The 15,107-nt window shown below is 62.2% G+C and carries 12 protein-coding genes; 1 reads left to right on the top strand and 11 read right to left on the bottom strand.

Annotated features, from left to right (window positions below; genetic code table 11):
• Nucleotides 1–20: 20 nt before the first annotated feature.
• Nucleotides 21–2,471 carry a nitrite reductase large subunit NirB gene (gene nirB, locus CH92_RS12920; protein ID WP_025242187.1) on the bottom strand — a complete coding sequence of 817 codons (2,451 nt, stop codon included), beginning with the start codon at nt 2,469–2,471 and terminating at the stop codon, nt 21–23.
• 662 nt (nt 2,472–3,133) lie between these two features.
• On the opposite strand from nirB, the gene CH92_RS12915 reads away from it, so the two are divergent.
• Nucleotides 3,134–3,445, top strand: coding sequence for a hypothetical protein (locus CH92_RS12915; protein ID WP_025242186.1), 312 nt, complete (start codon nt 3,134–3,136; stop codon nt 3,443–3,445).
• Nucleotides 3,446–3,459: 14 nt separating this feature from the next.
• On the opposite strand, the gene CH92_RS12910 is transcribed toward CH92_RS12915, so the two are convergent.
• From CH92_RS12910 to CH92_RS12865, 10 genes are all read right to left on the bottom strand, one after another.
• The gene (locus CH92_RS12910; protein ID WP_025242185.1) at nt 3,460–5,133 is read right to left on the bottom strand and encodes a bifunctional protein-serine/threonine kinase/phosphatase; all 1,674 of its coding nucleotides are present in this window, start codon (nt 5,131–5,133) and stop codon (nt 3,460–3,462) included.
• Between the two features lie 91 nt (nt 5,134–5,224).
• On the bottom strand, nt 5,225–6,436 hold the full coding sequence (locus tag CH92_RS12905) for a nitrate/nitrite transporter (protein WP_025242184.1): 1,212 nt from the start codon (nt 6,434–6,436) through the stop codon (nt 5,225–5,227).
• A 335-nt stretch (nt 6,437–6,771) separates the two neighbouring features.
• On the bottom strand, nt 6,772–7,215 hold the full coding sequence (locus CH92_RS12900) for a thioesterase family protein (RefSeq protein WP_025242183.1): 444 nt from the start codon (nt 7,213–7,215) through the stop codon (nt 6,772–6,774).
• Nucleotides 7,216–7,349: 134 nt separating this feature from the next.
• On the bottom strand, nt 7,350–8,045 hold the full coding sequence (locus tag CH92_RS12895; protein ID WP_038623007.1) for a hypothetical protein: 696 nt from the start codon (nt 8,043–8,045) through the stop codon (nt 7,350–7,352).
• A gap of 2 nt (nt 8,046–8,047) precedes the next feature.
• The gene (locus CH92_RS12890; protein ID WP_025242181.1) at nt 8,048–9,169 is read right to left on the bottom strand and encodes a methyl-accepting chemotaxis protein; all 1,122 of its coding nucleotides are present in this window, start codon (nt 9,167–9,169) and stop codon (nt 8,048–8,050) included.
• A 122-nt stretch (nt 9,170–9,291) separates the two neighbouring features.
• Nucleotides 9,292–10,086: an ABC transporter ATP-binding protein gene (locus CH92_RS12885; RefSeq protein ID WP_025242180.1), complete on the bottom strand. Its 795-nt coding sequence runs from the start codon at nt 10,084–10,086 to the stop codon at nt 9,292–9,294.
• A 10-nt stretch (nt 10,087–10,096) separates the two neighbouring features.
• Nucleotides 10,097–11,086, bottom strand: coding sequence for an ABC transporter permease (locus CH92_RS12880; protein ID WP_025242179.1), 990 nt, complete (start codon nt 11,084–11,086; stop codon nt 10,097–10,099).
• A 51-nt stretch (nt 11,087–11,137) separates the two neighbouring features.
• The gene (locus CH92_RS12875; protein ID WP_025242178.1) at nt 11,138–12,511 is read right to left on the bottom strand and encodes a CmpA/NrtA family ABC transporter substrate-binding protein; all 1,374 of its coding nucleotides are present in this window, start codon (nt 12,509–12,511) and stop codon (nt 11,138–11,140) included.
• Nucleotides 12,512–13,132: 621 nt separating this feature from the next.
• A complete protein-coding gene (locus CH92_RS12870) occupies nt 13,133–13,711 on the bottom strand; it encodes an ANTAR domain-containing response regulator (RefSeq protein ID WP_025242177.1) in 579 nt (192 codons plus the stop codon).
• An 11-nt stretch (nt 13,712–13,722) separates the two neighbouring features.
• Nucleotides 13,723–14,946 carry a CmpA/NrtA family ABC transporter substrate-binding protein gene (locus CH92_RS12865; RefSeq protein WP_025242176.1) on the bottom strand — a complete coding sequence of 408 codons (1,224 nt, stop codon included), beginning with the start codon at nt 14,944–14,946 and terminating at the stop codon, nt 13,723–13,725.
• Nucleotides 14,947–15,107: the final 161 nt, after the last annotated feature.

Genomic DNA, 15,107 nt, shown 5'->3' with positions numbered 1-15,107 from the left:
CGTTCGCCCCTACATGACGGTTAGGCCGGTTCAATCTGGGCCAACTGGATCGTCTCGTACTCTTTCTTCAGCGACTGCTCGGCGATGGCCTTCTTCCAGCCGTCACCCTCGAAACTCAGCGAGAACATCAGCCTCTGGGACAGCGCCTTGCGCCGGGCTTCGTCTTCCAGAACTATTTTCTTGATGTATTCCAGGCCGACGCGCTGCATGTAATGCACGGTGCGCTCGAGGTAGAAGCCTTCCTCACGGTAGAGCTGGAGAAAGGCGAAGCTGTATTCGGCAACTTCCTCGGCGGTCTTGACCTTGACGAAGAACTCGCCGGCTTCGGTCTTGATGCCACCATTGCCGCCGATGTAGAGCTCCCAACCGGAATCCACGCCGATGATGCCGACGTCCTTGATGCCGGACTCGGCGCAGTTGCGCGGGCAGGCGGAAACGGCCAGCTTGACCTTGTGTGGCGAGTACATGCCGAACAGTGCCTTCTCCAGATCGATGCCCAGCCCGGTCGAATTCTGGGTGCCGAAACGGCAGAATTCCTTGCCCACGCAGGTCTTCACGGTACGGATGGATTTGCCGTAGGCGTGGCCATCGGGCATGTCCAGGTCCTTCCAGACGTTTGGTAAATCATCCTTTTTAATGCCCAGCAGATCGATCCGCTGGCCGCCGGTGACCTTCACCATCGGCACCTTGTACTTGTCGGCAACGTCAGCGATGCGGCGCAGCTCGGCGGCATTGGTCACGCCGCCGAACATCCGCGGGATGACCGAGTAGGTGCCGTCCTTCTGGATGTTGGCGTGGGCGCGCTCGTTGATGAAGCGCGACTGTGGGTCGTCCTTGGCTTCGCCGGGCCATGAGGAAATCAGGTAGTAATTCAGGGCCGGACGGCAGGTGGCGCAGCCGTTGGGTGTGCGCCAGTTCAGATAGCTCATCACGTCCGGGATGCTGATCAGGTGCTCATCGACGATGGCTTTGCGCACCTGGCCATGGTTGAGATCGCTGCAGCCGCAGATCGCTTTTTCGCTTTTTGGTTTGACGTCCGCGGCACCGCCGACGGTGCTCATCAGGATCTGTTCCACCAGCCCGGCGCAGGAGCCGCAGGAGCTGGCGGCCTTGGTGTGCTTCTTTACATCGTCGACGGAGAACAGTCCGTGCTCCTGAATCGCCTTGACGATGGTGCCTTTGCACACGCCGTTGCAGCCGCAGACCTCCATGCTGTCGGGCATCGCCATGGCCTTGTTCTGGCCCTGGTGGCCAGTGTCGCCGATGGCGCCTTCGCCGAACATCAAGTGATCGCGGATGCCGCTGACGTCCTGACCTTCGCGCACTTGGCGGAAATACCAGCCGCCGTCGGCGGTGTCCCCGTACAGGCAGGCACCGACGAGGATGTTGTCCTTGATGACCAGCTTCTTGTACACGCCGCCGATGGGGTCGGACAGGGTGATGGTTTCCGTGCCTTCACTGCCGAGGAAGTCGCCAGCGGAAAACAGATCGATACCGGTGACCTTGAGTTTGGTCGAGGTCACCGAGCCCAGGTAACGCGAGAAGCCCAGCATGGCCAAGTGATTCGCGCAGACCTTGGCCTGCTCGAACAGCGGTGCGACCAGACCGTAGGCGGTGCCGCGATGGTTGGCGCATTCGCCGACGGCGTAGATGCGGGGGTCATAGGTCTGCAGGGTGTCGTTGACCAGAATGCCGCGGCTGCAGGGCAAGCCGGCTTTTTCCGCCAGTTCGCTGTTGGGACGAATGCCGGCCGCCATCACCACTAAATCGGCGTCAATCACCTCGCCATCGGCGAAGCGTACCGCCCGTACGCGGCCCTGCTCGCTGCCAATCAGTTCGGCGGTCTGCTTCCTCATTTTAAAGTTCAGGCCGCGCGCTTCCAGCGCCTGCTGCAGCAAGAGCCCGGCAGTTTTGTCGAGTTGACGCTCCATCGGCCATTCGCCGATATGCACCACGGTGACCTCCATGCCGCGCAGCTTTAGACCATTGGCCGCTTCCAACCCGAGCAACCCACCGCCGATGACCACGGCGTGCTTATGGGTCTTGGCGGCGTCCATCATCGTCTGGGTATCGGCGATATCGCGGTAGCCGATCACGCCGTCGAGCTGGTTGCCCGGTATCGGCAGAATGAATGGATTCGAGCCGGTGGCAATCAGCAGCCGGTCGTATTCGGCTTCGCTGCCGTCCTCGGCGATCACGCGGCGCTTGGCGCGGTCGATCTCGACCACCTTGCGATTGAGCATCAGGCCGATGTTGTTCTCGGCGTACCAGCTGAGATCGTTGAGGACGATTTCCTCGAAGGTCTGTTCGCCAGCGAGTACCGGGGAAAGCAGAATACGGTTGTAATTCGGATGGGGCTCGGCACCGAACACCGTGATGTCGTAGAGCTCGGGGGCGAGCTTGAGTAGCTCTTCCAGGGTGCGCACCCCAGCCATGCCGTTGCCAATCATCACAAGCTTGAGTTTCTTCATGCCGTTCTCCGTGCCGGGCCGACGCGCTGAATGCTGTTGGGCCATGCCGTTGAAATATCCAACAACGAAAAAGGCGTCCCACTGATCTCCCAGTGAGGACGCCTTTGTCCTTGTTTTCCGTATTCGGAGCCTGACCCTCCACGTTGAAGGTCCGGCTTGATGTAAGCCTGACAATGCAGAGGCTGTGCCAACCTTATCGCGGTTCAGCGGCTGGCCGCGGTCAGCCGTAGCGCGCATGCCGCACTGCGCAACGTCTTCGTCGCGCAGCCCAGCACTGACGGGCGCCTGGCACGGAGCGAACCGGCACAGCGCACGTAATACTGCGCTGTCTTATCGTTTCGCCAAGCCTACGCAACCGGGCCGAAGCGACTTGCAGCTGCACTCCTATATAGCAAGCTGCGCAGTACTGGTGCGTCGGTGGACTGCTGCGAGTCTTTTTGGTGGGCTGAAGCCCACCAAAAAGGAGGGGGTCCGCGAGCCGCATGGCAAAATTCCCCGTTGACAGCGGTCGTGCTGCTTTTCTATTGTTTCGCCCATGCGCCGATTTAGTCAGCTACTTGCGGGGCGCCTGGAGCCGAAGGCTTCGAAATACCGCTAAAGCGCTGGTTCGGTGTCGCCTCCCACCGCTGCCCAGCGGAATCCTCGAGGCGGGACTTCTCCCGATGAATGCACTAGAACGCGCTCCTTTACGCCTGGCCCCGATCACCAGTGGGCTGGCTTGCAGCAATCCCAAAATCCTCCTTGGCGGCAGCCATCAACCCTCGCTGTTGCGCTACCTCGACGGCTGGCCGAAGCGCTGGGGCAAGCCGCACGCCTTTCTCGTCCAGTTCACCGGTGCCGATGAATCGCTGGCGCACTTCGCTGCGGATAGCTTCGACTTGGCCGTGATCCAGGCGCCCAGCGCCGAACGCCTCGAAGACTGCGTGCGCGAACTGACCCGTGTTGCGCGGCAAGGTCTGATTGTTCGTCGTTGATCGCGCTTGCCCAACTAGCCGCCTTTGGCCAGCCAAACGAGCAGCAACAGATTCAGCAGCAGCGACAGCAGCGCAAGGCCGCGCCAGACTTTCAGTGGCTCGCGTTCCAGCAGCGGTAGGCTGGGTGTGCTGCTGGTCAAGCGCTCGCCCTGTTCCAGCGTCAGCAGCCATTCCTCTGCTGTTTCGAACCGCTGCGCAGGGTCGGCTGCGACGGCGCGCCTGAGCATGTCATCCAACCACTGCGGCAGGTCGGGCCGATAGCGGCTGGCTGGCACCGGTGTGCCGAAACGCGGACGCTGAAAGGCTTCGACCTCGCCGTAGGGGTAGTGGCCGCTGAGCAGGTAGTAGAGCGTGACGCCCGCTGCGTAGAGATCCTGCTCACGGCTCGGCGCTGCGCCGCTGAAGGCTTCGGGCGCGATGTAGCTTGGCGTACCCGGAAGATGATGCGGCAAATCTCGGGACAGGCCCGGGCAGTAGGCGAGGCCGAAATCCAGCAGGCGCAACTCGCCGTCATCGTCCAGATGAAGATTCTCGGGCTTGATATCGCGGTGCAGAATGTTGCGCCGGTGGAGCATGCCCAGTGCGCGGATCAGGCGTGGGGCCAGCTGCAGGCAATCGGTCAGCGCCATCGGCCCCTGCTGGCGAAATTGCTGGGCGAGGGTCTGGCCACTGTATTCACGCTGCACGTAATACAGGTGTTGGCGCTGCGGCAGGCCGTGGGTCTCGGGAAAATGGCGGCCGGCGACGCGGCGCAGAAACCACTCCTCTTGCAGCAGGGCCGGGCCGGCTTCAGGTTCATCGTCGCGGCAGGCCGGCAATGTTTTCAGCAGCCAGGGTTGATCTGATTGGTCCCGCACGCGGTAGACCAGTGATTGGCGCGACTCGGCCAGCAGCGCTTCAACGGTCCAGCCTTCGAATATCTGTCCGGGGCGCAACTTGGGCGGTAACGGCCAATCCGCCAGTTGGGCGAGCGAGTCGGCCAATGCCGCTTCCGGCAGTTCGTCGACCCGCAGCAGTAGCGCGCTGGCATTGTCCTGGCTGCCGGTCTGATGCGCGAGGTGGACCAACGCACGGGCGGCGTTGGGCAGATCGGGCTCGGCACGCAGGATGTTTTGAATGTCGCCTTCGGTAATGCTGGCCCAGACGCCATCGCTGAGCAGCAGGAAGCTTTCGCCGAGGCGCAGCTCGCCGTCGAGGTAGTCCACCACCAGATGCTGGTCCAGGCCCATGGCACGTTTGAGCACGTGCTGCATGTTCGGCTGTTCCCAGACATGGTCTTCGCTGAGCCGCTGCAGCTCGCCGTCGAGCCAGCGATAGGCGCGACAGTCGCCGACATGGGCGAGGGTGAAGCGCCGGCCGCGCAGCACCAGCGCCGTGAGTGTGGTTAGCAGCGGCTGCCCGCCACCATTGGCCTGGAGCCAGCGGTTGTGCGCCACTAGTAGCCGGTCCAATGATTGCGCGACGGTCCAGGTTTCGGGCGTGGCGTAGTAGTCGGTCGCCAATGCTTGCAGGGTCGCCCGTGCCGCCAGGGCCCCATCGGCGCACTGGCTGACGCCGTCGGCAATCGCAAACAGCGCGCCCTTGCTTGCGGCGAGCCCTGGCATTGGCGTGACGATCCGCAGCGCGTCCTGATTTTCCTCACGTGGGCCGGTTGCGGTGGCTTCGCCGAAGGAAAGGGTCAGGGGCATGGGGAGTTCCTTGGTGGGTTGGAAGCCGAAAGCTTTTAAGCTGAAGCCAAAGCTAAAGCCCCGAGCCCTGGCTTCCAGCTTCCAGCTGCTCTTATACCCGTGCCGCCGTCATCGCCGCAGAGCCCCAGGTCGTTCTCCAGCGGCGCTTGACGCCATAAAGGCCGAACCAGGCCAACGCACCCAGACTGGCGAACAGCCAGAGGCCCATCTGGTAGTCGCCGGTGGCTTGCTTGACGGCGCCCAGGCCTGCGGTGAGCAGAAAGCCACCGATGCCGCCAGCCATGCCGACCAATCCGGTCATCACCCCGATCTCTTTGCTGAAGCGCTGCGGCACCAGTTGGAACACTGCGCCATTACCCGCGCCGAGGCTGAGCATGGCAACGACGAACAGCGCCAGTGCCGCCGTCGAGCTTGGCAGATTGAAACCAACGATGAACAGACAGCCAGCCGCGACGGTGTACATCACCAGCAGCGAGCGAATGCCGCCGATACGGTCGGCCATTGCACCACCGAGCGGACGCAACATGCTGCCGGCGAATACACACGCGGCGGTGTAGTAGCCGGCCTTGACTGGGTCGAAGGCGTACTGGTCATGGAAATAGCCGGGCAAGGTGCTCGCAAGGCCGAGAAAGCCGCCGAAGGTCACGCTGTAGAAGAACATGAACCACCAGCTGTCACGATCGCCCAGTGCTTTCATGTAGTCGGCGAACGATTTTGGCGCAGGGCGGTTCGGTGCGTTTTTGGCCAGGCTGGCGAAGATGATCAGGGTCAGCGTTAGCGGGATCAGCGCCAGCCCGAACACGTTACTCCAGCCGAACATTGTGGCCAGCACCGGCGCGAACAGCGCTGCGAAGACAGTACCGGAGTTGCCGGCACCGGCGATGCCCATGGCCTTGCCCTGATGCTGCGGTGGATACCACTGCGAGGCCAACGGCAGCGCTACGGCGAAGGATGCGCCGGCCATGCCGAGAAACAGACCAAGCAGCAGCGCCTGCTCATAGCTATGAACGCCATTGAACCAGGCTACGAACAAGGCGGCGATCACCGTAATCTGGCCGAACAGGCCGGCGGTCTTTGGCGAAGTGCGGTCGGCCAGCACGCCCAGCACCAGGCGCAGGACCGCGCCGGAAAGAATAGGCGTGGCGACCATGAAGGCACGCTGCTGGGTGGTCAGTCCGAGATCGGCGGCGATTTGCACGCCCATCGGGCCGAGGATGTACCAGACCATGAAGCTCAAATCGAAGTAGAGAAAGGCGGAGAACAGCGTCGGCGTGTGGCCGGATTTCCAGAAGCTTGTATTCATCGAACACCTCACTAGACAGATTGTGCCGGCGCGCCAGACGGGCGTCGGGGAATGCCGCGCTGCCGTGCGGCAGCCTCGAATCCGTGCGGGCCATGCCCGCGCCCCTGTTCATTGGGGCGAAACGAAAAGGCGCCGCGCACCACCGCTCTTCGAACGGGGCAACGCGACGCCTTTGTCATGTCTGTGAGTAACCGCCTTTGGCTACCTGCCTTTACCTAAGCAGAAGCTGTGCCAAGAGCCGAATCGGCGAAACTGGCTGCTGCGGGGCATTTGATGCGCCTGAGTGGGGCTGGAAGCGCGCGGCGGTGGTGCGCGGCGCTTCGAAACGGGGCGCATCAGTCGATGCGATTGACCTTCGGAAATTTCGCCTCGAACTCAGCGGGCATGGGGACCACGCGGGTTTCCACGTAGTTGTAGAAAACGAAGCCGGACTTGGCCATGGCGATCAAGGTGCCATCGGCAGGGCGGGTGATGCGAAAGGTGATGTCGCCACCGTATTTGTTGAAATCCATCACGCCGACTTCGAACAGCAGCACGTCGCGCGCATGAGCCTCGGCTTTGTAGGTGGTGGCGAGGTCGGTGACGATGATACCGCCACCGTCCTTGCGGGTCTCGGCGATGCCGTAGGCAAATAGAAAGCGTGCACGGGCTTCGGAAATCATCGAGATCATCGAGTCGTTCGCCAGATGATTGCCAGCGTTGATATCGGTGATGCGTACGGTGAGCTGGGTCGTGAAGCAGAACTGGTCTTCGGGAAACTGCAGGGTCAGGCGGGCCATGGTGCTCTCGTGGGCTGGATGCGTGGCGCCGTTTCAGCGCAACGTGCGGGACGCGAATTGTACGCGTCCCGCACGCCGGGCCCGAATCCGACAATCGTCGGGAGTGGCCGCTGCATTTCTTGCCGTCATAACCATCAGGCGATGCTATGGCGGATACCTTGCAGGCGCTCATCGATGATCGGTGTGATCAGTGCGTAACATTCGGCCGGTGCCAGGCTGATGCACGAAGCATTGATCAGATTGCGCTCCAGGTGCTCGATGAGGTTGCCCAGCGTTTTTCCGCCAACCGGGTCGGCCAGTCGCTGGCAGAGGTAGCGCATCTGGATTTGCATATCCAACGGACAGGTGTCGAAGTTCGCCGCTCGCACCGCCAGGCCGCGTAAACGACCGAGGTCCTCCAGCGCGCGGCACGCTTCGCATATGCCGGTTACCTGAGGATTGCCCTGATAGGCCAGGCGCAGCTCCAGTATGTGAATGCTTTCGAGCACCTGTTCGATAAGCATGCAGTGCGGCTCGAAATCGGCCGGGTTCTGGCGAATCTGCTGCCATAGGGCGCGCATTGCGGAGCTGTTTTCGTCGGCTTTCCATTCCAGCCAGAGCTGCTCGAGGCGGCCCGCAACCTCCATTCGCTGGGCGTTTGCTGCGGCCTCGCGCTGGCCGCCGAGGCCACGGTGCTTCTGGACGAATTGCAGGACCTCCAGCGCCTGCTGCAATGCCTGTACATCGGTTGTGCTGATACGTTTGCGATGTCGGTCGCCTGCGAGGCGGCTCAGATGGTTGCCAAGCAGGACCAGGCAGGCGGCCAGGGTCAGGGCGATCGATACTTCCATGGTCAGGATTCCGTGCGGCTAAGGCGAGTGAGGTAGAGGGTCAGGCTGTGCAGCTCTTCGGCCTGGGAGCGCTGGGAGCTAACTCCGGATTCGACCTGATCGAGCTGTTCGCGAAGCAGGCGGTTGCCTTGTCGCTGCGCCTCGAGTGCGGTTTGCAGGTGCTCGAGTTCTGCCAGGCTCTGTTGGCTGCGCTGTGCCAGCTGGTCGAGCTCGGCCGCCAGGGCGCTGCTCTTTGCGCTGCAGTGCTCAAGCAGTTGCTGGTGCTGATCGACTTCGGCTTCGACGCGGCGAACCGCCTGGCCTGTCGTCGCGACCACCAGGGCGATGTCCTGAGCGGCGCGGTCGCTGGTTAGGGCCAGCTGGCGGACTTCATCGGCGACTACTGCGAAACCGCGGCCCTGCTCGCCGGCCCGCGCCGCTTCGATGGAAGCATTAAGGGCCAGCAACTGCGTCTGTTTGGCCACGTTCTGGATACTCAGCGCGGCCTTGCCGACGGTGGCGGTGTCCTCTCGCAGCTGGCCGACCGCATCAGCGGTTCGCTGCATGCTCGCGCGCACCTCCGTCATGCTGTGGCTGACAGCCAATGCACTGTCTCGACCGGTCTGGCTTTCCCGATGGGTTTCGGCAAAGGCGTGCATGGCTTGCTGTCCCAGCGTGTCGACCCGCTCCAGGTTGTTGCCCAGCGCCTTGCTGGCATCGCTGATTGCGAGGACGCGCTGGCCCTGGTCGATACTGCTGTGCTCGGCCGCGCCGGCCATCCGCTCCAGGGCATCGCTGGCGAACTGCACCTCGCTGCGCAGACGTTCACTGCGTAGTGCCTGGGCAGCAAAGGCTGCCACCACCTCCTCACGCGTGCTGACGATTCCTTGCTGCCGGCCAAGCAGTGCCAGCAGATGATCACTGTGGCGCTGATCCATGCGCTGCTTGCGTTGCTGTGTCAGTTGCAGGCCGGCAGCACAGCAGGCGACTGGCAGAGACAGCATCGGTTGTTGCCAAAGTGCAGCGATACAGGCTGCGGCCCATGCTGCGAGTACCAGCCAGCCCAGATGTGGGTTCGCCGTAGCGATTGGCGTCACTTCAAGGGAGTGAGTCGCAGGATTGGCACCGATCAATGTTCTATCCATGTCTTAAATTCCTAAAGGCCGTGCGAAACCGAAAAGTTTCGCGAGCAAGCTCGCTCCTACGAAAAGCATCGGTGCGGCCAGGCGAAGCGCGTGTGCGATGCAGAACCTGGGTTGCGTTGCGGTCACGCCGCAGGCCGTTGCTGCCGCTGGTAGAGAAATTCGAGGACTTGCGCTCGATAGGTGTGGTAACCGGCGTCATGGGCTAGCGTCATGCGATCGCGCGGACGCGGGAGCTCGACGCGCAGTATTTCGCCGATGGTGGCAGCGGGACCATTGGTCATCATTACGATGCGGTCGGAAAGCAGCACGGCCTCGTCGACATCGTGGGTGATCATGATCACCGTGTTGCCGAGGTCGGCGTGGATCTCCATCAGCGAGTCCTGCAGGTGTGCACGGGTCAACGCGTCGAGCGCGCCGAAGGGCTCGTCCATCAGCAGCACCTTGGGCTGCATGGCCAGCGCGCGGGCAATGCCGATGCGCTGTTTCATACCGCCGGAGATTTCGCTGGGACGTTTGTCGCGGGCGTGGGTCATGTGCACCAGTTCGAGGTTGTGCTCGATCCAATCACGCATTTCGCGTTTGCTTTTTTTACCGTTGAAGACCTGACGTACCGCCAGTTCGACATTTTCGTAACAGGACAACCATGGCAACAGGCTGTGGTTCTGGAATACCACCGCACGCTCCGGACCGGGCGCGTTCACTTCACGGCCGTCGAGGATGACGCCGCCGGTAGTGGCCTGATAAAGCCCGGCGACAATGTTCAGTACGGTCGACTTGCCGCAGCCTGAATGGCCGATCAGCGAGACGAACTCGCCCTTGTCAATGCGCAGGTTGACGTTCTGCAGTGCGCAGTAGAGCCCCTTGTCGGTAGGGAAGCTGATACCGACGCCGGTGAGTTCGAGGTGAAAATTGTTCATCGTGATTTCCTCAGCGCAGGTCTGCATTTTTGTCCCAGCTCACGCGGCGCTGGAGCATCAGCATGATGCGATCCAGGGCGAAGCCGATCAGGCCGATGACGATCACCGCGACCATGATCCGGCCCAGCGAGTTGGAGCTGCCGTTCTGGAACTCATCCCAGATGAATTTCCCGAGGCCGGGGTTCTGCGCCAGCATTTCCGCAGCGATCAGCACCATCCAGCCGGTCGCCAGCGACAGGCGCAGGCCAGTAAAAATCATCGGAATGGCGGCGGGCAGGACGATGCGGCGCACATGGCTGAGCGGCGACAGGCGCAGCACGCGGCTGACGTTCTGCAGGTCCTTGTCGAGGTTGGCGACGCCCACGGTGGTGTTGATCACCGTGGGCCACAGGCAGCACAGCGCGACGGTCAGTGCCGAGGTGACGAAGGATTTCGCCATCAGCGGGTCTTCACTCACGTACACGGCGCTGACCACCATGGTCACCAGTGGTAGCCAGGCCAGCGGCGACACCGGCTTGAAGATCTGGATCAGCGGATTGATGGCGTTGTACACCGGCTTGCTCAGGCCACAGATGATCCCCAGTGGCACCGCGATCAGCGAGGCGATGGCGAAGCCGGTCATCACCGTGTAGAGGCTGGTGAAGATCTGCTCGAAGAAGGTCGGCTTGCCGGTGTAAGGGCGAATCTTCACCTCGGCTTCGGGGTTCTTCGCCAGTTTCGCGGTGTTGCGTTCTTCCTGGCGCTGGTAGAAGGCTTCGGCTTTCTGCCGCGATTGAAGATGCGCATCGACCAGCCCGTTGAACTGCTCAGCCACCTGACTCGGGCCGGGAAATTGACCGAGACTGGTCTGGATGTTCGATACCACCAACTGCCAGAACAGCAGGAAGGCGAAGATGCCTACCAGTGGCATGATCACCTGCGGCAGCCAGCGTTTGAGCCGGGCCTGACGACCGGCCTCAAGCGTTTCCTTGATGCTTTTTGCGACGGCGGGATTGCTCATCGGCATGTCCTCTCCGGGTATCGGGAGCCGCAACGGCTCCCATGGGCGGAATCAGAGCGTGGTATCGCCTTTCAGGCCGATCGCGAACTGTTCGAGGTAGGCGTTGGGCGTGTGGCCGTCATAGGTGATGCCGTCAATGGTGTCGGCCAGCGGCTCGCGGATGCCGTCTTCATCGGCTGCGGGAAAATCCTCGGCGCTGAGCATGCCGTCCTCGATCAGCGCGGCGGCGGCTTCGCGGTAAATGTCGGGGCGATAAACCTGTTTGGCGGTCTCCAGGTACCAGCTGTCCGGCTTGGCTTCGGCGATCTGGCCCCAGCGGCGCATCTGTGTCAGGTACCAGATGGCGTCGGAGTAGTAGGGGTAGGTCGCGTTGTAACGGAAGAACACGTTGAAGTCCGGCACCTCGCGCTTGTCGCCTTTCTCGAACTCGAAGGTGCCGGTCATGGAGTTGGCGATGACCTTGGCGTCGGCACCCACGTACTCAGGCCGCGAGAGAATCTCCACCGCTTCCTGGCGGTTGGCGTTGTTGTCTTCATCGAGCCACTTGCCGGCTCGGATCAGCGCCTTGACCAGACGCTTGTGGGTTTCCGGATTGGCTTCGGCCCAGGCTTTGGAGACGCCGAAAACCTTCTCCGACATGTTCTTGCGGATCGCGTAATCGGCCACTACCGGCACGCCGATACCCTTGAACACCGCCTGCTGGTTCCACGGCTCGCCGACGCTGTAGCCATGGATGGTGCCGGCCTCCATGGTTGAAGGCATTTGCGGTGGTGGGGTTACCGAAAGCAGCGCTTGGGCGTCGATTTGACCGCTAATATCGCCTTTCTTCGGTGCGTAGTAGCCGGGATGAATGCCGCCAGCGGCGAGCCAATAGCGCAGCTCGTAGTTGTGCGTGGAGACCGGGAACACCATGCCCAGGTTGAACGACTTGCCGTTGGCATTGAGCTGCTCGATCACAGGTTTCAGCGCGTCGGCCTTGATCGGGTGCTGCGGTTTGCCATTTACCATCGGCACGTTGGGCTTCATCTGTTCCCAGATCGCGTTGGACATCGTAATGGCATTCCCATTGAGGTCCATGGTGAAGGCCGTGATGATGTCGGCCTTGGTACCGAAGCCGATGGTGGCGCCGATCGGCTGGCCAGAGAGCATGTGCGCGCCGTCCAGCTCGCCGTCGATGACGCGGTCCAGCAGCACCTTCCAGTTGGCCTGGGCCTCGAGCGTGACGTAGAGACCTTCGTCCTCGAAGTAGCCCTTCTCGTAGGCAATCGCCAGGGGCGCCATGTCGGTGAGCTTGATAAAGCCGAGCTTTAGCTCTTCCTTCTCCGGCTCGGCTGCCCAGGCGGCCATCGGCACCACGTGCAGCAGGGCGGAGCAGCCCACGCTGGCCACCAGGGTTTTCAGCAATGTACGGCGGGTCTTGCGCATGATTTATCCCTCAATCGCGAAACGAAAAAAGGCGTAACGGACGCCCCTCTGCATGAGCAGAGCGAGCACCGTTGACGCCTTTGTCAATTCGTCCCGATCACCGCCGTTGGCGACCTGAAGACGTGGTATTCGAAGGATTGCAAGCGGCTTGCCAGAAAGCAGGGTGCTTGGTTGTGTTTTGAAAAAAGTGCTTATTAATTAGATAGATAGTGATTTCCGTAATGTCGAGATCCGCTATTTCTTTCGCATGCTTGCGAAGCGGTTGAGCAGGTGCCGGCTCGATTCTGTGCGGCTGAACGACTGCGGGGCGCTGTTTTGGTTCACGCCGCTCGGTGCTGCTCGCTATGAATGGATCGGGAGCGGGCCATCTCGAATGGCGTGACGGCATAGAACCCATTCTGCGCAAGGGGAAGCCCGCCGGAGAGGCATCTGTTGTTCTGGGAAGACAAAGGCCCCAGTCTGGTCGGGCTCGCAAGAATCGCAAGAAAGTGGCGGAGGTATATCCGATCGGCGAGAGTCCGCTTGGCCGCGAAAGCGATCACGCGCCGCCCGATCCAGAAGCGCCGAGCTGTCATGGCGCGGCTGGCCAGACAGCAGCTATGGCCGACGAAAGCAGCGGGTCTACTGCCCCAGCAGATCGTTCATCGCAATGATCTGCTCGGCCACCTGGATCAACTTCTGCTGACGGCTCATGGCCTGACGGCGCATCAGGGTGTAGGCCTCTTCCTCGTTGAAGCTGCGCATCTTCATCAACATGCCCTTGGCCAGTTCGATGCGCTTGCGCTCGATCAGTTGCTGGTCGCGGGCGTGCAATTGGGCGCGGATGGCCTGGTCGCTTTCGAAGCGGGCCATGGCAACATCAAGGATCGGCTTGAGGCGCTGCGACTGGATGCCTTCGACGATGTAGGCGCTGACACCGGCGCGGATCGCCTGGCGCATGGCGTCCGGATTGCTGTCATCGGTGAACATGACGATGGGGCGCGGCTGGTCACGGCTGACCATGACCACTTGTTCCATCACGTCGCGGCCAGGGGAGTCGGTGTCGATCAACACCACGTCGGGACGTATCGCCTCGACCCGCTCGGGCAGATCGATGGTCAGGCCGGATTCCTCGATGACCTCGAAGCCGGCTTCCATCAGGGCGGTGCGCAGACGGCCGACCTTGCGTGGGGTGTCGTCGATCAGGAGGACGCGAAGCATGGCTGTCTCCCTTAGCAGAGTATTGGAGGCACGGCGGAATCCGCCAAAGCATGCAGGGCGAAACCGCGGGCGTAGGCGGCCGGGTCGCTGCCATCCCAGCGGCTGCCGTCCATCAAAACGGCGCTGCGCATGAGGGTATCGGGCAGGGGGATATTCAGCGCTGTCGCCGCATCGCGATAGAGACTGGTCTGCTGCACGCTCTGCGCTACGGCAAGGTAGTCGGGGTCTTCGCGCAGCAGGCCCCAGCGCCGCAGCTGCGTCATAAACCACAGGCCGTCGGAGTGGTAGGGCATGTTCACTTCGCCGCTACCGAAGAAGCGAAGCGGATGTTTGTCCAGCCAGGCGTGGCCAAGACCGTCTTCGTACTGGCCGAGAAAACGCGGCTCGATGGCCGCTACCGGTGCGTCGACATAGTCGCTACCGGCGATCAGGTGCGCGGTGCTGCGCCGGTTCTCCTGGCTCTCGTCGATGAAACGGCTCGCCTCGAGGACGGCCATGACCAGGGCGCGGGCGGTGTTGGGATTCTCCTCGACAAACGCGCGGGTGCAGCCCAGAACCTTTTCCGGGTGGTCGGGCCAGATCGATTGGCTTGTCGCCAGCGTAAACCCCATGTCCTCCTGGATCGCCTGGGCGCCCCAGGGCTCTCCGGCGCAGAAGCCGTCGATGCGTCGTGCCCGCAGGTGCGCAACCATCTGCGAGGGCGGCACCACCAGGGTGCGCACATCTTTCAGCGGGTGGATGCCGTAGGCCGCCAGCCAGTAGTAGAGCCAGAGGGCATGCGTGCCGGTGGGGAAGGTCTGGGCCAAGGTGAGTTTTGCACCGCTCTGGCGCACGCACGTACTGAGTGCCTCCGGATCGGTCACGCCCGCCGCCTTGAGCGTGCTCGACAGGCTGATGCTCTGGCCGTTCTGGGCCAGGCCCATGAGCACCGCCATGTTCACCGGTGCGCTACCGCCAATGCCCAGATGCACGGCGTAGATCAGCCCGTACAGACCATGAGCGGCATCCAGTTCACCTTCGATCAGCTTGTCCCGCACGTTGGACCACGACGCCTGGCGCTGCAGATTGAGCGTCAGGCCGTAAGGCTGCGCGAAGCCCTGGGTGGCAGCGACGATCAGCGAGGCGGCATCGGTCAGGGCCATGAAGCCGAGATTGACGACGCGCTTTTCCGGTGCATCGCTGCCTGCGACCCAGGCCAGCGGATCGGGTCGTGAGGGTGTGTTGGGATGGGGCATGCGGACGAGAACCTTTGGCAATGCTGAACGCGTGGATCGACGCGGGGAGGGCGATCAGCGCGCAGGGAAATCATATGCCTGGCGAAGCAAGCCACATGCCAAAGGAGTGACGTCGATGTCAGCGGGCCAGCGATTGCAGGTGGCAGCTTTTGCTTCAGTGG

Source organism: Stutzerimonas stutzeri (assembly GCF_000590475.1).
Lineage (GTDB): Bacteria > Pseudomonadota > Gammaproteobacteria > Pseudomonadales > Pseudomonadaceae > Stutzerimonas > Stutzerimonas stutzeri_D.
This window is presented reverse-complemented; position numbering and strand designations above follow the sequence as displayed.